The following is an 18,521-nucleotide window of genomic DNA, read 5'->3' as shown; positions in this document are numbered from 1 at the left end:
ATCCAAATCTTTATAAACGGTTCGCACATTAGCTCGGCTACTCTCTGGATGTCGGAGGAGTCAGAATGGGAAATAAGACGAAGAAGACCAATCCCAACCTTGTCGCCCTGATTCAGCAGCTGAAGGATGCTGGCAGGATCAACGAGGCACCTGTCTGGCGAGACATCGCTCTGCGGCTCGAGGGACCAGCTAGGAACTGGGCCGAGGTCAACGTGGGCAAGTTGAACCGATACGCAAGCGAGAACGAGACCGTGATCATACCCGGCAAGCTTCTGGGCGCCGGCGAGATCGCGAAGAAGGTCATGGTCGCCGCCTACAGGTCTTCGGGACAAGCTAGGGACAAGATCGAGAAGGCAGGCGGAAAGAGCATGTCGTACCTGGAGCTGATTGAGAAGAACCCGAAGGGCTCCAAGGTCAGGATCATGGGGTGAGTTGATGGCTGTTGCAGTGATAGACGCATCAGGGCTCATACTGGGACGCCTCTGCTCGCACGTCGCCAAGAGACTCAGGAACGGCGAGGAGCTCATCATCATCAACGCGGAGAAAGCGGTCATATCTGGCAGAAGGGCCCAGCTACTGGCGTTCTACCAGCATAGGACGAAGCGCGGCCTTAGCCAGTCGAAGGCCAAGGGACCGCACTACCCGAGAACCGCTGACAGGATCCTGAAGCGGAGCGTCAGAGGCATGATCGAGTACAAGAAGCCCGCTGGCAGGGCTGCCCTCAAGCGGCTGAGGGTCTATCTCGGCTGCCCGAACACGCTGAAGAGCGCAAAGGCCGAGACGGTCGAGGGCGCAAGAAAGCCCCATCTGGTCAAGTTCGTCTACTTGGGAGATATCACCAAGGAGATGGGCGCTAGCCAGGAGATGAGGTCATGAAGGTAATAGTTGCAAGCGGCAAGAGGAAGAGCGCCGTGGCCAGGGTAAGCATCACCAAGGGCAAGGGCATTGTGAGGATCAACGGTGTCCCGGTCGAGATGCACCAGCCGAACCTCGCCAGGGTCATGATCATGGAGCCGCTCACGCTCGCAGGGGAAAAGTCGTCAAAGGTGAACATCGACCTCAATGTCCAGGGCGGGGGCGTCATGGGCCAGGCGATGGCCTCCAGGACGGCGATCGCAAAGGGTTTGGTGCAGTTCCTCGAGGATAACGAGCTCCAGACGCTGTTCGTGAAGTACGACCGCTCGCTGCTCGTATCGGACCCGAGGAGAAAGCTCCCGAAGAACCCGCAGGGCAGAGGGGCTAGGAAGAAGCACCAGAAGTCATACAGGTGATGCAGAAATGATCATACCAGTAAGATGTTTCACATGCGGGAAGGTCGTCGGCAGCGCGTACGAGGACTTCGTGAAGAGGGTCGATATGGGCGAGTCGCCCAAGGATGTGCTCGACTCGCTTCACTTAGATCGCTACTGCTGCCGCCGGATGCTGCTCACCCACGCAAACCTCATCGACGAGGTCGCACCCTACTAAGGAGCGACCCGATCCCAACATTTTGTGTACAACGGGCCCGTGGGGTAGCTTGGTATCCTTCCAGCTTGGGGTGCTGGTGACTCGTGTTCAAATCGCGACGGGCCCACTCGAGACTATCCCGGACCGGTGGGTTTCTTGGTCATCTTCGCAATCTGTTTCTCGTCGGGTTTCTGCAGAAGCACCACCATCGTCGTGCCCTTCGTGTGGTCTCCTTCGACCCTGTTCTCAGCCCAGACTCTGCCGCCGCTGGCATTCGCTATGAATCGCACAACATATAGTCCAAGACCGGTGCCCGATACCGACATGTCTATCCGATGGAACCTCTCGAAAACCCGTTCCTTCTCGTCATCCGGTATCCCCTTCCCATTATCCGATATCCCTATCTGCCAGCAGGTCTGTCCTTTCTCGACGACATTGTCAATCGTTATGTCTACGACAACCTCGTTGTGTAGATCATACTTGATGGCATTCGTCAGCAGGTTTGTGAACATACTGGTAGCTAGATTGTTGCATTTGACGTAGTGTGGCTCCGATGATCTGTTAAAGTTCACAACTACCTTCTTGTCCGAGAACATCCTCTTCGCGTCTTCGATCGCCTCGGCGATTACGAGTGAGACGTCCTTGATCGCCTCCTCCTCATCACCGATCGTCTTAATCCTGGACAAGTCTCTGACCGATGACGACAATTCGAATGCTCCCTGGATCTCTTTGGTGATCAAACTAAGGTCCTTGCGGTCGTCGTCCATGATCTTCGGCGATTTCAAGAGCTTGTTCAGGAAGTGAAGAGCCGAGAACGTGTAGTTCATGATGTCATGGGACAGAAGGTCGTTCAGGAACTCCGACTCCGACCTGGCTTCCTTGACCTGCTGCTCCATCATCTTCTTCTCGGATATGTCCTTGATCACGGCCTCAATGCATTTCCCGGGGAGGAGGTCTGCGAACCTCGCCGTCAGTTGGCCTGTGAATCCAGAACCGTCCCTTTTTGTGAACTCCATTTCTAGATCGTGTATCGTCCCCTCTTTCTCGAGGAGCCATGTGATCTTGTCCCATGCCTCGTCCTTGTCCGCCATGATTGCCGAAGCCTTGATGTTGAGGGCATCTTCGATGGTCTCGTATCCAAGCAATCTCAGACCCGCGGGATTCAGTGAGTTGATCCTTCCGCCAGAGGTCATGATGACGATGGGGTCCGGGGAAATGGCCATCAGGGACTTGTAGTTATCCTCAGACCTCCACAGGTCCTCTGTCCTTTTCCTGATCTGTCTCTCGAGCGACAGGTTGAGTCCCTGCAATTCCAGGTTCTTTACAAGGATCTCCTCGTTGAGCTTGAGTTCGTGCTCGGCGATGGCGCTGTCCGGCCTTTCAAACTCCGGAAACCGTTTGTTGAGCTCTTGGACTGGACCTACGACAAACCTGCACTCCTTCTTACCCTCTGCCATGCAGTCCATTTCGACTGCGAATATATCGGAGTCCTGGACCGAGGCTTCTCGAAAGGCCATCCTGCAGATGCAGGATAGCATGCCGGAGGAATAGGAGCAAATGGGTTCCCTCTGAAGGGAGTGATTCTCCTGGAAGGCCCACGCTTCGATTGCGTTTGTCGACGCAATCTCTACGACCTTCGTGTTCAGATCGAACTTGTCAACCTTGAAATCACCGTATCCGCGAAGCGAGTAGAGCTCCAGCATCTTCTGGATTGTCTCGTTGGGGTCATTTGGATAAGTGACGTCTGTCAGGCTGGACAGGGATTCTCTGGTGCCTTCCAGACCCGCTTTGAACATGAAATCCTTCTCGAAGAATCCGATATCCGCCCTGAGCGTCTTCTTCAGCGCGTACAGTCCGCCTGCCGCATCCATCATGACTGACCTTTTGCCGGCGAAGTCTAGCCTGCCGTTGCTCATCGTCACAAGAGTCACGGGACCGGCTTTCTTCGAGTCTTCGTCCGGCAGATTACATCACCTCGTCTTCACTCTGATGCCGCCGACCATCCCCCGAACCCCTCTGCAGGCGGGGGTTCACCAGAGAAGCCGGCAATTGAGACATCGTAGTTGAGCGTATATACTTTCTGAAACGGGATGCGGAGAAAGCAGAAGACTCATGTTCTCTTGGTCGCAGAGGCTATGGCGGCAGCTACTCTTAGCGCCCTTATGGTCTCCGCCACATCATGAACACGGACTATATCCGCGCCTGCCCCGATAGCGAGGACCGCAGCCGTGATAGACCCTTCGAGCCTCTTGTCAGTTGGATGGCCAGTGAGCTTCCCTATGAATGATTTCCGGGAAACGCCAATCACGATAGGCTTGCCCAGGATCTTCAGCTCACGAAGTCTTGCGATGATCTCCAGATTGTGGTCGAGGGTCTTCCCGAAACCTATTCCCGGATCCACCATTATCTTCCTTGGGCTCACACCTGTCTTCTCCGCGGCATCGATCCTGTCTCCGAGGAAATCGATGATGTCACCAACAACATCCTTGTATCTCGGACTCTCCTGCATGGTCCTGGGCTCACCCAGCATGTGCATGATGATGACAGCCGCGTCGTGCTCGGCGACCACTTCAATCAACCTCTGGTTCCTTAGCCCTGAGACGTCGTTGACGACTGTCGCACCCGCGAACAAGGCGGCCTCAGCAACCCGTGGCTTCATTGTATCGACCGAGACTCTGCCAGGCCGGGCGTTCCCAAGGGCTTCTATCACAGGTATCACGCGGGACATCTCCACATCGACTGCGACAGGTTTGGCCCCAGGCTTCGTCGATTCCCCTCCGACGTCAACGACGTCCGCTCCGTCCTTGAACATGGATAGCCCACGGTGTATGGCCTTTTCCGTATCGCTCCCCAATCCATCGCCGGAGAACGAATCTGGGGTGCAGTTGACAATTCCCATGACCCGCGGCCTGTCGAACTTGAGCAGGCAGGTGCCCAGTCTGATGCTCGTTGGCCCCGCAATCACCGCCCTCTTCCGACCGCTCTTGACCAATCGAATCACCTCAGTGGCCTAAGTCGCCAGAAGCTCATCGACAAGCTCGGCTATGTCCTTTATCTCTATGTCCACCTTGATTATCTCGTTCCCAAACCTTAGGTTGCTGACACAGAACGGGCAAGCACTTACAAGTATGTCGGCTATCTCGGAGGCTGACCTTACGCGCCTCGACGCAATCCTCTGTGCCGCGGGCGGGTCCGCAGCCCTGACTCCGCCTCCGCCTCCGCAGCATCTAGCGGTCTCCTTGGTCTCAGCGAGCTCCACGAACTTCGCTTCGGGGATCATGCTGATGACCTTCCTCGGCTCGTCGTAGATCTTGAGGTGTCTGCCAAGATGGCACGGGTCGTGGTAGGTGATCCTCTTGGGCAGAGGTCTGAGCCTCAGATTCTGCTTTGACAGGAACTGTACCAGGTGCTCTGACTCGAAAGGCACCTCGACGAATTTCGGGTACTGCTCCTTGAACATTCTGAGGCATCCGGCGCAGGTGAACAGCATCTTCTTGATCCCGAGCTTCTTCGCGGCCTCGACATTCGCCTTCATCAGACGAGTGATGTCCTTCTCCTTGGCCCCAATCCTCTGGAGAGTGCTGCCACAACAGACCTCATCGAACAGTGTGAAGTCGACATTCAGCTTTCTCAGCAGCGAGATCGTGTGTCTGGCAATCTCAGGTTGCCTGTATCTGGCAGTGCAACCAATGAAGTAGCCGATGTCTGCCTTCTTCCGGGGAACGCCGAAGTCTACCGGCGCAGTCTCGCCGTACGGGTTCTTCGTCTTCTTGACGTTCTCAATTATCTTCTTGTGCGCGGGCAGGATACATCCGGCCTCTACCAGGTCTGCCCTTGCCGCCTCGACGATGTCAACGACCTTGATATTCGATGGGCATCGCCTCTCACAATCCTTGCATGTGGTGCACTGGTAGAGCCTCTGCACGACTGACTCATCGGCAGGGATCTCCCTCTTCGTCAGGCCGTAAGCGAGAATGACCTTTCCTCGGGCGACCGATGGATCCCATTGGTTGTCTTCGAAGTACGGGCAGACGCTCTTGCAGAATCCGCAGAAGGTGCAGGTGAGCATCTCCTTCTCGAGCTTCCTGGCCCGCTCAGCTTTGATGTACTTCTTCTTCGGCATAGCATCCTTTGCCCGTTGGTTCATGGGGTTGGCTGTGTGCCCTGGACCCTCGGAACCGTAATCACAGCGTCCATAATAAACGTGACCTTGGACTTGGGCCCGAGATCACGTATTGACAGGTCCACGGCTTCTTGTAGAGTACTTACGGGCGTAAGGTGCGCCTTTCTTGCGGTTCCTGGATCGAGCCTAGTGACTGCAAGCATCCTGCACTTCAAGCCTATCTCTGCCATCTTTGCGGCCTTATGATATCCCAGTTTGTATCCCTGGGCGATCTTGTCCAGTGCCTCCTTTGGCGTGCCCGCGCTCCCCAGGAGTTCCAAGAAGTTGGGCGGGCCGACTCCTTCCCTGCACGCGCTCACAAGGATTATGACCCCACCATCCCGGACGGCGTATTTCGCGTTGTCCAAGGCCTTCTGAGACTGATACAGGTCGATATCGTACGGGAAAGCTGTGACCGCAACGACGATGTCAGATTTGCTCTTGAGGTTGATGACGAAGACGTCATCTGCCATCCTGGTCGCCTTTCTCCAGGATTCGTGAAGGTCTCCAGCAAAGGCAAAGCATGTGCGGTGATTCTTGTCGAGGACGACCATGATTGAGAATATCCTCTTATGCGCCAAGGCTCTCATGGCGTCCTCCATGTCCTCGGCGACCGGGTTTCCCTCCAGCTTGAGGGATTGCGCCTTGATGCTCAGCGCGAGCTTGTGGTTCGCTTCGATAGTCTCATAGGCCGATACCCCTGGTAGGAACGATTTCCTGCCGCCAGTGTATCCGGCGAAGTAGTGAGGCTCGACGCTGCTGATGACTACTATCCTATCCGATTCCACGACCATCTTGTTGAATCTCAAGGGGGTCCCGTTCTTCGACTTCCCGAGGAGGACGGTTTCGCTGTTCTTGGCGTCGTGGGTGAACACATCGTTCTTGATTTGCGGATACAGGTCCCCGAAGATGTACTGGTACTCCTCCTCTGTCGGAGCCCGGTGCATGCCTGTCGCGACGACGTATCGCACTCTCTTCCCAATCAGGAACGGGAGTATTGCGGATATTATCCTCGAGGTGGGTGTCGGTCTGGTAGCATCATTGACAATTATCGACACATCCTTCGCATCCTTCAGGAACTCCTGGAGCGAGGGCGATTTCAGGGGCTTTTTCACAGCGTCCAGGATTATCTGGACCTTGTCGTCTGCCTTCACCTCCTTCTGGTAGACGATCTCGCCGAGGTTCTCATCCGGAACCTCCACGATCTCCTTGCCTCCCCCGTACGGGACTTCAATGCGCATTTAGACAACCGGGCTGGAATGGGAATTCCCGTATATTATGTTAAGGCGTAGCACGGGGGGAAGGCAGACAAGTCCGAGTCCCTGAAAAGGCTTATTAGGCCGTTGAGAATCTGTATTGACCATGAAGACCCTCGGCACGCTGGGCGAACGGGAGACCATAAGGATCATCGAGAAGATCATCAAGAGCGACGCCACCATCGGCCCCGGAGATGACTGTGCCGCCATCGATATGGGTGACCAGTTCCTGCTTGTCACGACCGACATGATGGTGACAAAGGCGCACATGCCTAAGGGGATAGGTCCGTACGACATCGGATGGTCCATCATTGCGGTCAATTTGAGCGACATAGCTGCGATGGGCGGGACGCCGCTTGGCCTCGTAACCGCGATTGGCATCACCAGAGGCCATCCGATTGAGTTCATCGAGCAGATGGTCGATGGGATGAACGATTGCGCCCGCAGATTCAACACGAGCATAGTTGGTGGAGACACGAAGGAGCACGACGATCTCGTGCTATGCGGAACTGCCCTCGGAGTGGTCTCAAAGAAGGGGATCCTGTTGCGGAAGGGAGCCAAGTCGGGCGACTTGATTGCCGTCACAGGCAGTCTGGGCAAAGCCGGCGCGGGATTCTACTCCATTAAGAAAGCGCTGAACCTGAAGGAAGCTGAGGATGCTCTGAAGAGGCCATGGCCGAGAGTGAAGGAGGGCATGGCGATGAGCGCGTCAGGGTTCGTGACATCATGCATGGACATCTCCGACGGACTGTCCACTTCGATTTTCGAAATGTCTAGAAACTCCGGCATGACATACGAAATCGACTATGCCAAGGTACCGAAGGCCAAGGAGGTCGACTTGGCGTTCCACGACCTTGAACGGCAGAAAGATCTCGTGCTCAACTTCGGGGACGACTTTGAGCTTCTGTTCACTATCAAGCGGGAGGCCGAGAACGATCTCGCCGAACTCTCCAAGGAGTGCGGCTGCCCGATGACCGTTATCGGCAAGGTCACCAGTGGAGAGGAGAACATCCTGATAGACAACGGGACGCGGGAGAAGCTGGAGAACCTCGGTTATGAGCATTTCCGAACACGCCAGCCATGAAGCGCGTTTCTACTCGATGGAGGGCGACCGAGTCAGATGCAGCCTCTGCCCTCATTCGTGCCTGATAGCGGACGGCAAGCGAGGATTGTGCGGTGTGAGGGAGCACATGTCTGGGAAGCTCTACTCGCTGATCTACGGGCTGGCCTCATCGATACATCCAGATCCCATCGAGAAGAAACCCTTGTTCCATTTCCTCCCGGGAAGCACCTCGATTTCGTTCGGCAGCGTCGGATGCAACCTGTTCTGTCAACACTGCCAAAACTTCTCTATCTCGAGGGCGAAAGCCGGCGCTTTCGATCTCACCGAGATAACGCCTGATGATGTCGTTCGGTATGCCCGGTCCTCGGGCGCCACCTCTGTTTCATGGACATACAACGAACCGACCATCTGGCACGAGTTCACAACGGTTGCGTCAAAGGCGGCACATAGGGCCGGACTCAAGGCGAACTATGTGACGAACGGGTTCATCCAGGAGGAGCCTCTGCGGGAGCTGAAGGGCGTGATAGACGCGATGAACATCGATGTCAAGGCTTTCACCGAGGGGTTTTACAAGGAGATATGCGGCGGGAAGCTGGCGCCCGTCCTCAGAGCATGCGAGGTCGCCGTCGAACTGGGGATACATGTCGAGCTCACTTATCTCGTCATCCCCGAGCACAATGACTCACCGGACGAGATGAACAAATTCGACAGATGGGTAGTCGACTCTCTTGGCCCGCACATACCGGTGCACTTCTCTGCGTTCCACCCGGACTTCAAGCTCACCAGCGTTCCGCGGACGTCGGACAAGGTCCTCTCTCAAGCCTATGACATCGCGACGAAGGCGGGCCTCGAATTCGTCTATCTAGGGAACGTTTACGCAGGGGATAGGGATGACACCTTCTGCCCCAAATGTGGCGTGAAGGTCATTGACAGGGAGGGTTTCTCGGTCCGTTCTACGAACCTTGTGGGAAGCAAGTGCGGGAAGTGTGGGACCGAGCTGAACATTGTAGTATGATTCTCTGTTGAACCGATCGTTCATCAAAACGGAAAAAGGCAAAGCAGCCAGTTGCCTATGACAGCTGACAGGATAATGCTTGCTGTCATCGGCACAATGAATGGTATCTTAGGGGTGACCCAGATTCTCTTGTATCCAGCTTCGGACAGTGCCTTCACCTCCTTGCCCAGGTCCTCATCCCTCCTGGTCCTCGTGCTGGTGACGTGCCTCCCATCCTGGATCCTCTCCATGAGCCAGACATGGCTCCTCGCGATTTCCGCGCTCTCCATCCTGTAACCCAGGAATGCTAGGGGGAATTGGAAATCCCTCGATGCGAGGTTCTTTGCAAGAAACCCCAGAGGAAGAAGGACGACCACGACAGCTGCGGTGATGAGAATGACGAAAGAGAAAGGGAAGATGATCTCGGCTGACGGGGCGTCGCTGTGCAGGATTGGAAATGATCCAAGGGCTGGATAGAAAGGGAACAAGATCGATAGCGAAAGGAGCGCCTTGGCGTCTGCGCCTCCGCGGATCACATCGAGCATGTACATGACCACGATGAGGAGCATCATTATGGGCACCGCGAGGAAATGCTGGAAGTATTCGTCAGTCCCCCAAAGGTATGCCAGAGCGACGATGGCTACTACCGCTACGGCATACTTGGCGACTGGCATGTACTTCGCCAGGGGGCCCTCCTCTGAGCCCCAATACACATCTGACAGAATCACCAGGATTGGGACCATGATGAGAAGGAACTTGAGATCCTGGTCATCGACTAGCAGCTGGATTGGGATGAGAGCCAGCCCGACCAACGAAAGAGCTATCCAGTATGTGTTCGGAACCCTTCGCGTCCGCCAGTCCAACACGGAGGCGTAGGTGAGGACAATGATGGCCGGAGCCAATCTTAAGAGTGATAAAGTCTCCGAGGAGTCCACGCGAATGGATGACAATGAGCGTACTTAAGATGTTCTAGATTCGGAGCGTCGTTTCGGAGTCAGCCAGAAGGTTTTCCGAAAGGGTTGAGTCACTCCCCTTGGTTAGGTTGCCCTGTCCCCGGCGTTCAGTCATCATGAAGGAGATTACGAAGTAACTCACTTAATCGCACAGATCGAGTCCGAGACCGTCCGCGATTTCTACCGCCCTCCTGTACTCGGACATCGTTAGTGGTCTGTCAATTTCCTTGAATCCTTTTGCTCTGTGTGCCGGTCTGTACTGCGCCATCACATTCACCTTGACATCGCTCAGGTTCTTCGCTATCCAATTCAGGATTGGTCGGCTGCAGCATTCCACATGACCTGGCAGGACGAGATGCCTTATGATCATCTCGGCCTGAGCTCTTGCAAGTCGGTGATTCCTTCCGACGATTCTCATGTAATCAGGCGCGTTTGACAGTCTGAGTGCGCACTTATCATTGCCGTACTTGAAATCCGTAAGGTAAACGTCAATCACGCCATCCAGCAGCTTCAAGGACTCCTCAGTCAGGTACATGTTGGAGTTCCAGACCTGCGGGATGTTCGCGCTGCATTCTCTGAGGACCTCTAGGATGAACGGCAGGTTCGAAGTGGGGTCTCCTCCAACCCAATTCACGTTCCTGGCGAAATGCGCGATCCTCAACCTCTGACTGCTTGGATACTTGCTCGCAACCTTGTCTTCGATCATTCGCGCTACCATGTCTGCGCTCATCTGAATCCCTGAAGTAGGCTTCGTGCTGATGTCCCAGTTTTGGCAGAAGACACATTCGAAGGTGCACCCCGAGAAGAATATCGTGTAGGAAGGCACAAGATCAGGTTCCTCTCCCATGTGTATGAACTCGCTGCTGATCCTGGGCTCGATGACTCCGCAATGTCCTTTCTCTCCAGCACTTCTCTTGGCTCCGCACCTGCGCTCGCATAGGTTGCAGCTGTCGAGCATCCTGTGCGCGAGATCCATCTTCAAGTCCAGGAATGAAATCCCTTCGAAAGTCTGCGCCTCTCTCAAGAGCGCGGAGTCATGCATGCTCCATATCTCATGTTCGTTGTCAGTGAGGTCGACCGCGACAATGTGCTCCTTAGTCCTGAGATACTTCGCAGTATCTTCGCCGTCGAGGATTCTGTAGTAGTTCGAGAGCGCATGACCGGGCATTCAGAATCGTAGTTGTGCCTGCGCACATTTAATACTTTCATGAGCGGTTGGTCGACGCGATGCGATCCGAATCCTTGGAAGGCATCCCAGATCTCTGGAAAGCAACCTACGACCTGGTCGCGCAGGTGCCTGAAGGTAAGGTGACCACGTATGGCGAGGTGGCGAAGGCACTCGGAGACATCGTGGCCAGCAGGTTCGTTGGACTCGCGATGAGCAGGAACGATGACATCGTCAGGGTGCCATGCAGGAGAGTCGTCCAGTCAGACGGCTATGTTGGGGGGTACACGGGCGGTGGCCCCGAGAAGAAGGCCATGCTCCTTAGGAAAGAGGGCACGGAGATCTCAGACTGGAAAGTTGTCAATCTTGGGCAAGTCCTTTTCAAGGACTTCAAAACGACCTATCCGCTCAAAAAGCTGAGGAGGCTGCAGACGAGCTTGAAGAATCACCTCACTCTAGATGAGTTCAAGGGCAGGATAGGGCAGGTTGCAGGCATGGACATTGCCTACAAAGACGAGCACGCGTACGCAGCCATGGTCACATTCGACTACGAATCTGGAGAGGAGACGGATAGGATCGTGGTGGAGGGCGACGCGAAGTTCCCGTACATCCCGACCTACCTGGCTTTCAGGGAAATGCCTATTATCAATCCGCTCATGAAGCGCGTGGATCCCACGACTGTGTTGATGTATGATGGCAACGGCATCCTTCACCCCGAGGGCTTCGGAATCACTAGCCAAGTCGGCGTGGTGTTCAATGTTCCCGCAGTCGGGGTTGCCAAGAAGCTCCTGTGCGGCACAGTCTCATGGCGGTCATCGGGTCGCGCCAGAGAGGTCGTTCAGGATGGCCGTGTCCTAGGCTACGCAGTTGTTGGAGGGACCAACAGCAACCCCGTCTATGTCTCTGCGGGCCACAAGGTATCCCCTGAGCAGGCCAGGGATATAGCGGTGAGATTCCTCAAGCATAGGATCCCTGAGCCGACCCGTGTGGCACACCTCGTGGCTGAGATCGCCAGGTTCAGAACAAACCACAAATAGGCGCTAGTCAGTCATCAACGCTTGATGCGCATATGCATATTCGGTGCGGGCTCGCTCGGGAGCGCCCTGGGAGGCATCCTGTCCACCGAGCACGAAGTGATCCTGATAGGCAGGAGACCTCATATCGATACGGTCAACAACAGCGGTCTGCGGTTGCTCGGCGATGTCAAGAGACTTGTTCGACTAGAGGCGCGCGAATCGGTGGTGGGTTCGAACCGCCCCGATCTTCTAATCATTGCCACGAAAGCGTATGACACTATGGAGGCGGTATCTGAATGCAAGCGCCTGACGACAGAACATACCAAGGTATTGACGCTCCAAAACGGCCTGGGAAATCTCGAACTCCTTAGGGAATGGAAAGGAGCGCATGCGTTCGGCGGGACTACGACCATGGGCGCTGTCCTCGATTCGCCCGGAAAGGTCAAGGTATCAGGGCTAGGCAGGACCATAATAGGCGCGGACCTCAATCCCAGAGGCGCCGACGAGATTGCCGCCGCGTTTTCATCGTGCGGTATCCCGACAGCCGTCGAGAAGGATGTGATGTCTGTGATATGGTCGAAGGCGGTCGTAAGCGCATGCATCAACCCTCTCACCGCCGTGCTTCGGATACAGAACGGGCGGCTGCTTGAGAGCACAGTGATTTCAAAGCTCATGTCCGAAGTCTGTAGAGAATGTGTGGCCATCGCCGCTTCGGAAGGCTTCGAACTGGTACTGAGAACGATGAATGCATGCGTGCGCGCAGTGGCTAAGGACACTGCGGACAACAGATCTAGCATGCTTCAAGACATCGCGCGAGGCCGCAAGACGGAGATCGACCAGATAAGCGGCGTATTCTGGCAGAAGGGCGAGGAGAACGGCGTCACGACCCCGCTCAACAAGTGCCTGGCTGCCATGGTGAATGCCCTCGAGACCCAGTCCGCAACGCAGAAAGGTTAATATCGTGACATGACGCATTTCCGAGCCGTGATAAGATGGTTGACGTAAGAGAATTGGCAGCCAACGCCAAAGTGCTCAGGAAGAAAGGCCTGGGCGTACGCGAGATCGCAGATGAGCTTCACCTGTCCCTTGACACGGTCAACTACCTGATCGAGTACGGTTCAGAGGGCCTGCCCCCGTCCGATGTCAAGATCGGCTGGAGGTCGGTGGGCGTCTCAGGGTACCGCGTTGGCCTAATGTCAGAGCTCCTGGCGGACATGGCGCTAGAGGAGCTGAGCAAGCGCGATAAGGATGCAGATGTCGTTCTAGGCGTGTCAATTAATGGCGTGCCCTTCGCAACGATGCTCTCAGAGATCATGGGCCTCGACATAGGGGTCTACAGACCTCACGCAGAGAGCGATGCGGGCGGAGCTTTCAGCTCCAATTTCGCATCCGTTGACGGCAAGAAGAAGATCATCATAGTGGATGACGTGCTAAGCACAGGCGCTACCATCAAGGGTGCGATTGCGGACATCAAGGAGGCTGGCGGGGAGCCGGTGCTCGTATTGGTCATCGTCAACAAGAGCAGCATGAACGAGATAGACGGCGTGCCGCTTCGTGGTCTCATCAGGGCCAGGTCCATCGGCGGGACCATCTTGGGCGGTGGGGCTAGCAAAGGCTTCCCTTACAGCTAGAACTTCTTCGCCGAAGCCTTGAGCGCCTCTACCACGGGCATGTGCTTGCCCAGCATTAGCCTCTCGAGGGCGCCTCCTCCAGTGCTCACATAGGATATCTTGTCTATGAAGCCGAACTTGTTGGCCGCTGCAGACGAGTGGCCGCCCCCGATGACGGAGAACGCCTCGGAATCCACTATCGCGCTGAACAGCATCGCGGTCCCCTTGGAGAACTCCTCTTTCTCATAGACTCCTGGCGGTCCTGAGAGGAACACGGTCTTCGAACCCATGACTATCCCGTTGAACTTCTCGATTGTGGACGAGCCGATATCCTTGATAGCAGCATCTGCCGGCAACTCGCTAAGCGTGTACTCGACTCTCTGACCGTCGACATCGATCGCAGCGTCGTCGGGCAGGTGCAGCTTTCGCCCCTTGGTCTCGAGCAACTTCTTTGCGCCTGCAACGACCTCGTCGGTCACGTCCTTTTTCACGAGGGCCTCGGTTTTCGACCCGATTCTCTTCCCGAGGGTGTAGAGGAAGGCATAGCCCGCAAGTCCAGCCACAATGATGTTGTCGACCGACTCGCGTTCGGAGAGTCTCTCGATAACGGGAAGCGCGTCCGCGAACTTCGTCCCTCCAAAAATGAAGGTCGAGGGCCTCTTTGGATTCTGGAACACCTGGGTTAGGGTTTTCACCTCTCGCTCCATCAGCCGCCCGGCAGCTGAAGGCAGGATAGGCGTGAATCCCACAAGGGATGCATGCGACCGGTGAGATGAGCCGAATGCGTCGTTGACGAACAGGTTGAACTGTGGGGCAAGCGCCTTGACCAGGGCCGATTCGGCATGTTCCTCCGGGGTCTTCTTCGTCTGTTCGCCAGGGAAATCCCTGACGTTCCTCAGAAGTATCGCCTCGCCCTCACCAAGGGCGACTATTGCGTTCGCTGCGTGCTTCCCCATGAGATCGTCGATGAAGCGCACCCTTCTGCCGAGATACTGGCTCAGGTACGCTGCATGCTCGTTCAACGGTATGTAGTCGTAGTCCCCGGGTCGGCCCTGGTGTGCTATGATGGCAACCTTGGCCCCTCTATCAACGAGCTCCCGGATCGTAGGAACGGAGGACTTGATCTTGGAGCCGTCCTGGAGCCTCAGAGTCTTCTCGTCCACCGGAGAGTTGATATCTATCCTCAGGACGACCCTTCTCCCCCGCAAATCAAAATCGTCGAGCGTGTGGAACCCCATCCCGCTAACGGTCCTAGAACCAGGTCCCAGATCTCTCCCCATCAACCCCTTCTCCTCTGGAGAGAGTACCTGGCGAATACAACTAGAGTCGTCGGAGTTGTCTTCCAGATTACCATCCCCCGGCGCATAGGCGAGCGCCCGGCATTCGGAAAGGGTTTCCCTGTTCTCCCAGATTGAGTGTTCGATATATATGGCTACCGAGCCTGACAATCCAATGGAAAGTATTTAGATAGGGAAATGACTTAGCAGAAAAGAAATGGAATTCGGCCGTGTTTTTGCACCGCAGGATCCTGATTGGATGTGTTTGATTTGAAGGGAATGGACATCAACCAGCTGTTCGTCAAGGACATAATGAGCAGTGCTCCAGTGACCGCGACCAAGGGAGACACGCTCTCCGATGTGATCGCTCAGATGAAGAGACTCCATGTCAGGGAGGTCCCCGTTTTGGATGGGGACAAGCCTGTTGGACTCGTCAGCTATTCATCATTCCTAATGAGGAGGAGCCTTCCGCTTTCCTCCAAGGTCGAGCAGGTCATGAGACCTGTCCCAAGGCTCGAGGAAGACATGGCGATCACGAGCGCCGTCCAAGAGATGATGGCAGCTGGCGTAAGGGGCGCGCCCGTCGTCAGGAACAGCAAGATGGTCGGCTTCCTCTCCAGGACTGACATCATCAAGATCATACCCGACCTCGACCAGCTCAAGGACAAAAAGGTCTCTGAGTTCATGACCAGGAACCCTCAAGCGGTGACAGAGAAGGAGAACATACGCAAGGCGCAGATGCTCATGAAAGGGCTCATGGAGAAATCCTTGCCAGTCGTTGATGCTGACAACAGGCTCGTAGGCGTGGTCAGCATGCACGAGGTATTGGACGTCCTCTGGACCCAGAAGGCCAACAAGGGTCCCAATGAGATCATGGGTGGCAGGGAGGCGCCTGAGATCGCCGTCGAGAGCGTCATGAGCAAGCCAGCGATATCGGTTTCGCCGGGCGAAACTGCGGGCAAGGTTGCCAAGCTTATGTCCGAGAGGGGTCTTGCAACGGTATTCGTGGAAGAGCATGCCAAGCTCGTTGGTGTGGTATCTCAGGCCGACCTCATGGAACAGATCATCAGCCTCAAGCAGATCGAAGGAGTCTATGTCCAGATCACTGGTCTGAGCGAAGAGGATCCCGAGATCTATACAGTCATGTACGACCAGATTGAGAAATCCATGAAGAGGATAGACAAGATACAGTTCCCGCGCGTGTTCACGGTTCACGTTTCTGTGTACCACCACGAAGGCACCAGGAGCAAGTACAGCCTGCACGGGAGGCTCACGACGGACAGGAGCATGTACTACGCGAACAGCACTGACTGGGACCTGTTCAAGACGATGGATTCCCTGCTCGATCAGCTCGAGAAGAACGTGAAGAGGGAGCACGAGAAGTTCCTGGATCTTAGGAAGAGGAAGTCCGAACTATAGGTCCCAATACTTCGAATGGATCTGTTTCGCTCGGACTATCGTGTTGCGGCCGAGGCAGCCGTTATCAATCATATCGGTGAACTCTAATGGGACGTCAACGCCTCTGGCCTTTCCTATGGCACCCGCCACGACCTCTGACAGCGCGGGCACATCGTACCCTCCCTCGAGCATGAAAGTGATCCTGTTCCCGCAGATCTTGGAGAGCTTGATGAGCTGCTCAGCCTGAAATACGTGTCCTTCAGAGGACAGAGTCAAAGAAGCGAGCGTGTCTCTATAATGAGTATCCATGCCCCAGCTCACAAGTATCGCGTCGGGCTTGAACTGAGTGACTATGGGTTTGATCATATCACTGAAAGCGACATCGAAGGTCGAGTCTCCGCAGCCCGACTGGAATGGGAGGTTCACGTTGAAACCCTCTCCCTCGCCCTTTCCGACGTACTCTACGGGGCCCGAGCCTGGAAATATGCCTGCCTGGTGTGTAGATACGTACAGAATGCTCGGGTCCATCGTGACGATTTCCTGCGTTCCGTTCCCGTGGTGCACGTCTTCGTCGATGATCGCTATCCTCTTGTCCCCATGCTTCTGCAACCATCTGGCGGCGATTGATATGTTGTTGAAATAGCAGAAGCCCATGCCATAGCCCATCCCTGCGTGGTGCCCTGGAGGCCTTGTCAGCGCAAAGGCCGGTTTGTTATTCTCCTTAGAGTATTTGGCGGCATCGACCGCGCATTCGGCAGATAGGGCGGCTATGCCGTAGGTTTCGTGATGGACCTTGGTGTCCAGGGTCAAGGCGCACTCACCGCAGGTCTTGATGAAGTCGATATAGTCCTCGTCGTGGACAAGCTGGAGCGTCTCCAGCCTGCCTTTCTCAGACGGGAACACATCCTTCCAGAGGCCGTTCTCCTTCAGCTTGTTCATGATGCCACTGAGGCGTTCCGGGGATTCTGGATGGAAAGGATCTTGGACGTGACTGAGGAACTCCTCGTTGAAGAAGATAGCCACAAGTGCCCGAAGCAAGCTCAGCGTAGATAAGGATTATCTCAATCGGATTGCTGACTCTAGCAACTCATTTATCTCATCCGGAGCATCTCGAATCGGTCAGAACATGTCGAAATCCTCAATAACGTACTTCGACGCCCCTGGTAGCCAGAACACTGAAGCCGTGCTAGATATCGTTGCAGAGCGAGTGAAGAATGGCGATATCAAATATGTCGTGATCGCGAGTGACAGCGGCGAGACCGGCAAGAAGATGCTCTCCAGGTTGAATGGAGCTGGAGTGCAAGTGGTCATTGTGACAGAGGCCTGCGGCTCTGAGGAGGAGGGCAAGTCGATTATGGGTGCAGATGTCGAGAAGTTCCTTCGCAAATCCGGAGCGAGGATTGTCCAGGCTACGCACGCTCTATCAGGAGTCGAGAGGTCCATAAACAAGAAGATCGGAGGGGCCTCAAGGGTCGAGACGATCGCCGAAACTCTGAGGGCATTTTTCGGGCACGGGATGAAGGTCTGTGTAGAGATTGTCATCATGGCCGCGGACAATGCGGCAATCCCCTGCGGTGAGGTCGAGATCATAGCGGTAGCCGGCAGTAGCAGCGGGGCTGATACTGCGTGTGTCGTGCGACCGGCTCACGCGAACGGGTTCTTCAACTTCCAGGTGAGGGAGATACTGGCGATGCCTCGTAAGAAATGAAGCGGAAGGTCGAAAGTAATATCTTGTGAGCGACCCATATATCTGACAGTGCTTCCATGAGTTTCGAAGAGCTTGCCCTACTCCTGATCGCGATACTTCTGGCTGCAGTGATATTCTACGTAAGCGGGGCAATTGTGGGTCAGGATTGGTCCGCCGGCGGGACATACATCTTGAGAGTTCTACTGGTTTCCGTGATTGCCGTTGTTGTGATACCTGTCTTCAGAGACGCCGCAGACCAGTTCGATCTTGGAGCGCTCGGACTGTTGTTTGCCTTCGTTCTGCTGATCATCGTGATCAGGTTCGTGTTGGTAGACGAGCTCACTGTCAACGATGATTGGCTAGCGTCGATTGTGATAGCCTTGATAGGAGTCGTTCTCATCTATATCGTGGCAGAGCTGGCAAGTCGCTACTCCGACATAGCCTTGTTATCGATATTCTAGAGGCGGACGAACTCCTTCGAGGCCGTTGTCAGT

The 18,521-nt window shown here is 55.3% G+C and carries 20 protein-coding genes and 1 tRNA gene; 13 read left to right on the top strand and 8 right to left on the bottom strand.

The annotated features are described in order from the left end of the window. Positions 1 to 65: 65 nt before the first annotated feature. The 5 genes from KJ653_09655 (at position 66) to KJ653_09635 (ending at position 1,573) form a co-directional block, all read left to right on the top strand. Positions 66 to 431, top strand: a complete 366-nt coding sequence (locus KJ653_09655) for a 50S ribosomal protein L18e (protein MBU0686092.1) — start codon at positions 66 to 68, stop codon at positions 429 to 431. Between the two features lie 4 nt (positions 432 to 435). Beyond that, the gene (locus tag KJ653_09650) at positions 436 to 876 is read left to right on the top strand and encodes a 50S ribosomal protein L13 (protein MBU0686091.1); all 441 of its coding nucleotides are present in this window, start codon (positions 436 to 438) and stop codon (positions 874 to 876) included. Then, positions 873 to 1,271 (top strand): 30S ribosomal protein S9, encoded by a 399-nt coding sequence (locus tag KJ653_09645; GenBank protein MBU0686090.1) that lies wholly within the window; start codon positions 873 to 875, stop codon positions 1,269 to 1,271. Before KJ653_09650 ends, KJ653_09645 begins: the two co-directional genes overlap by 4 nt. A gap of 10 nt (positions 1,272 to 1,281) precedes the next feature. Continuing rightward, positions 1,282 to 1,467, top strand: a complete 186-nt coding sequence (locus tag KJ653_09640; protein ID MBU0686089.1) for a DNA-directed RNA polymerase subunit N — start codon at positions 1,282 to 1,284, stop codon at positions 1,465 to 1,467. Between the two features lie 33 nt (positions 1,468 to 1,500). Continuing rightward, a tRNA-Pro gene (locus KJ653_09635) sits at positions 1,501 to 1,573 on the top strand. 7 nt (positions 1,574 to 1,580) lie between these two features. Here KJ653_09635 and KJ653_09630 read toward each other — a convergent pair. The 4 genes from KJ653_09630 to larA all read right to left on the bottom strand — a co-directional run bounded on the left by KJ653_09630 (position 1,581) and on the right by larA (position 6,849). Continuing rightward, positions 1,581 to 3,362, bottom strand: a complete 1,782-nt coding sequence (locus KJ653_09630) for a PAS domain-containing sensor histidine kinase (GenBank protein MBU0686088.1) — start codon at positions 3,360 to 3,362, stop codon at positions 1,581 to 1,583. A gap of 194 nt (positions 3,363 to 3,556) precedes the next feature. Continuing rightward, the gene (gene folP, locus KJ653_09625) at positions 3,557 to 4,345 is read right to left on the bottom strand and encodes a dihydropteroate synthase (protein ID MBU0686087.1); all 789 of its coding nucleotides are present in this window, start codon (positions 4,343 to 4,345) and stop codon (positions 3,557 to 3,559) included. A 111-nt stretch (positions 4,346 to 4,456) separates the two neighbouring features. Next, on the bottom strand, positions 4,457 to 5,569 hold the full coding sequence (locus tag KJ653_09620; protein MBU0686086.1) for a (Fe-S)-binding protein: 1,113 nt from the start codon (positions 5,567 to 5,569) through the stop codon (positions 4,457 to 4,459). Positions 5,570 to 5,589: 20 nt separating this feature from the next. Next, positions 5,590 to 6,849 (bottom strand): nickel-dependent lactate racemase, encoded by a 1,260-nt coding sequence (gene larA, locus KJ653_09615; protein ID MBU0686085.1) that lies wholly within the window; start codon positions 6,847 to 6,849, stop codon positions 5,590 to 5,592. 121 nt (positions 6,850 to 6,970) lie between these two features. Here larA and thiL point away from each other — a divergent pair, with 121 nt between their 5' ends. Both thiL and amrS read left to right on the top strand, forming a co-directional pair. After that, positions 6,971 to 7,948, top strand: a complete 978-nt coding sequence (thiL, locus tag KJ653_09610; GenBank protein MBU0686084.1) for a thiamine-phosphate kinase — start codon at positions 6,971 to 6,973, stop codon at positions 7,946 to 7,948. Then, positions 7,920 to 8,942, top strand: a complete 1,023-nt coding sequence (gene amrS, locus KJ653_09605; GenBank protein ID MBU0686083.1) for an AmmeMemoRadiSam system radical SAM enzyme — start codon at positions 7,920 to 7,922, stop codon at positions 8,940 to 8,942. Before thiL ends, amrS begins: the two co-directional genes overlap by 29 nt. A gap of 23 nt (positions 8,943 to 8,965) precedes the next feature. Here amrS and KJ653_09600 read toward each other — a convergent pair whose 3' ends face one another. Both KJ653_09600 and KJ653_09595 read right to left on the bottom strand, forming a co-directional pair. After that, entirely contained in the window at positions 8,966 to 9,823 is an 858-nt protein-coding gene (locus KJ653_09600) for a prepilin peptidase (GenBank protein ID MBU0686082.1), read from the bottom strand. Between the two features lie 193 nt (positions 9,824 to 10,016). Beyond that, positions 10,017 to 11,042 carry a radical SAM protein gene (locus tag KJ653_09595; GenBank protein ID MBU0686081.1) on the bottom strand — a complete coding sequence of 342 codons (1,026 nt, stop codon included), beginning with the start codon at positions 11,040 to 11,042 and terminating at the stop codon, positions 10,017 to 10,019. A 59-nt stretch (positions 11,043 to 11,101) separates the two neighbouring features. Here KJ653_09595 and KJ653_09590 point away from each other — a divergent pair, with 59 nt between their 5' ends. From KJ653_09590 to KJ653_09580, 3 genes are read left to right on the top strand one after another with little or no spacing between them, the layout of a single operon-like run. Beyond that, positions 11,102 to 12,076, top strand: a complete 975-nt coding sequence (locus KJ653_09590; protein MBU0686080.1) for an endonuclease V — start codon at positions 11,102 to 11,104, stop codon at positions 12,074 to 12,076. Positions 12,077 to 12,100: 24 nt separating this feature from the next. Then, the gene (locus KJ653_09585) at positions 12,101 to 13,012 is read left to right on the top strand and encodes a 2-dehydropantoate 2-reductase (GenBank protein MBU0686079.1); all 912 of its coding nucleotides are present in this window, start codon (positions 12,101 to 12,103) and stop codon (positions 13,010 to 13,012) included. 35 nt (positions 13,013 to 13,047) lie between these two features. Further along, complete coding sequence (locus KJ653_09580) at positions 13,048 to 13,686, top strand: orotate phosphoribosyltransferase-like protein (GenBank protein ID MBU0686078.1); 639 nt, start codon at positions 13,048 to 13,050, stop codon at positions 13,684 to 13,686. Here the strand turns inward: KJ653_09580 and pgk are convergent. After that, positions 13,683 to 14,945, bottom strand: coding sequence for a phosphoglycerate kinase (gene pgk, locus KJ653_09575; GenBank protein ID MBU0686077.1), 1,263 nt, complete (start codon positions 14,943 to 14,945; stop codon positions 13,683 to 13,685). The two genes, KJ653_09580 and pgk, sit on opposite strands and share 4 nt — an antisense overlap. 252 nt (positions 14,946 to 15,197) lie before the next feature. On the opposite strand from pgk, the gene KJ653_09570 reads away from it, so the two are divergent. After that, positions 15,198 to 16,361, top strand: coding sequence for a CBS domain-containing protein (locus KJ653_09570; GenBank protein ID MBU0686076.1), 1,164 nt, complete (start codon positions 15,198 to 15,200; stop codon positions 16,359 to 16,361). On the opposite strand, the gene KJ653_09565 is transcribed toward KJ653_09570, so the two are convergent. After that, complete coding sequence (locus KJ653_09565; GenBank protein MBU0686075.1) at positions 16,356 to 17,363, bottom strand: histone deacetylase; 1,008 nt, start codon at positions 17,361 to 17,363, stop codon at positions 16,356 to 16,358. The genes KJ653_09570 and KJ653_09565 overlap by 6 nt on opposite strands. Before the next feature lie 103 nt (positions 17,364 to 17,466). On the opposite strand from KJ653_09565, the gene KJ653_09560 reads away from it, so the two are divergent. Together KJ653_09560 and KJ653_09555 are read left to right on the top strand one after the other, a co-directional pair. Further along, entirely contained in the window at positions 17,467 to 18,048 is a 582-nt protein-coding gene (locus KJ653_09560; GenBank protein ID MBU0686074.1) for a hypothetical protein, read from the top strand. A gap of 56 nt (positions 18,049 to 18,104) precedes the next feature. Then, a complete protein-coding gene (locus KJ653_09555) occupies positions 18,105 to 18,488 on the top strand; it encodes a hypothetical protein (protein ID MBU0686073.1) in 384 nt (127 codons plus the stop codon). The last annotated feature ends 33 nt before the right edge of the window (positions 18,489 to 18,521 follow it).

The organism is Candidatus Thermoplasmatota archaeon (assembly GCA_018814355.1).
Lineage (GTDB): Archaea > Thermoplasmatota > Thermoplasmata > UBA10834 > UBA10834 > COMBO-56-21.
Note: the sequence above shows the minus strand (reverse complement) of the source record. Positions and strands in the feature narration are given on the sequence as shown.

Coding starts and splice junctions, on each gene's coding strand:
- KJ653_09655 (MBU0686092.1), top strand. CDS start 66: ATGGGAAATAAGACGAAGAAGACCAATCCCAACCTTGTCGCCCTGATT.
- KJ653_09650 (MBU0686091.1), top strand. CDS start 436: ATGGCTGTTGCAGTGATAGACGCATCAGGGCTCATACTGGGACGCCTC.
- KJ653_09645 (MBU0686090.1), top strand. CDS start 873: ATGAAGGTAATAGTTGCAAGCGGCAAGAGGAAGAGCGCCGTGGCCAGG.
- KJ653_09630 (MBU0686088.1), bottom strand. CDS start 3,362: ATGAGCAACGGCAGGCTAGACTTCGCCGGCAAAAGGTCAGTCATGATG.
- folP (MBU0686087.1), bottom strand. CDS start 4,345: ATGGGAATTGTCAACTGCACCCCAGATTCGTTCTCCGGCGATGGATTG.
- KJ653_09620 (MBU0686086.1), bottom strand. CDS start 5,569: ATGCCGAAGAAGAAGTACATCAAAGCTGAGCGGGCCAGGAAGCTCGAG.
- larA (MBU0686085.1), bottom strand. CDS start 6,849: ATGCGCATTGAAGTCCCGTACGGGGGAGGCAAGGAGATCGTGGAGGTT.
- thiL (MBU0686084.1), top strand. CDS start 6,971: ATGAAGACCCTCGGCACGCTGGGCGAACGGGAGACCATAAGGATCATC.
- amrS (MBU0686083.1), top strand. CDS start 7,920: ATGAGCATTTCCGAACACGCCAGCCATGAAGCGCGTTTCTACTCGATG.
- KJ653_09595 (MBU0686081.1), bottom strand. CDS start 11,042: ATGCCCGGTCATGCGCTCTCGAACTACTACAGAATCCTCGACGGCGAA.
- KJ653_09590 (MBU0686080.1), top strand. CDS start 11,102: ATGCGATCCGAATCCTTGGAAGGCATCCCAGATCTCTGGAAAGCAACC.
- KJ653_09585 (MBU0686079.1), top strand. CDS start 12,101: ATGCGCATATGCATATTCGGTGCGGGCTCGCTCGGGAGCGCCCTGGGA.
- KJ653_09580 (MBU0686078.1), top strand. CDS start 13,048: ATGGTTGACGTAAGAGAATTGGCAGCCAACGCCAAAGTGCTCAGGAAG.
- pgk (MBU0686077.1), bottom strand. CDS start 14,945: ATGGGGAGAGATCTGGGACCTGGTTCTAGGACCGTTAGCGGGATGGGG.
- KJ653_09560 (MBU0686074.1), top strand. CDS start 17,467: ATGTCGAAATCCTCAATAACGTACTTCGACGCCCCTGGTAGCCAGAAC.
- KJ653_09555 (MBU0686073.1), top strand. CDS start 18,105: ATGAGTTTCGAAGAGCTTGCCCTACTCCTGATCGCGATACTTCTGGCT.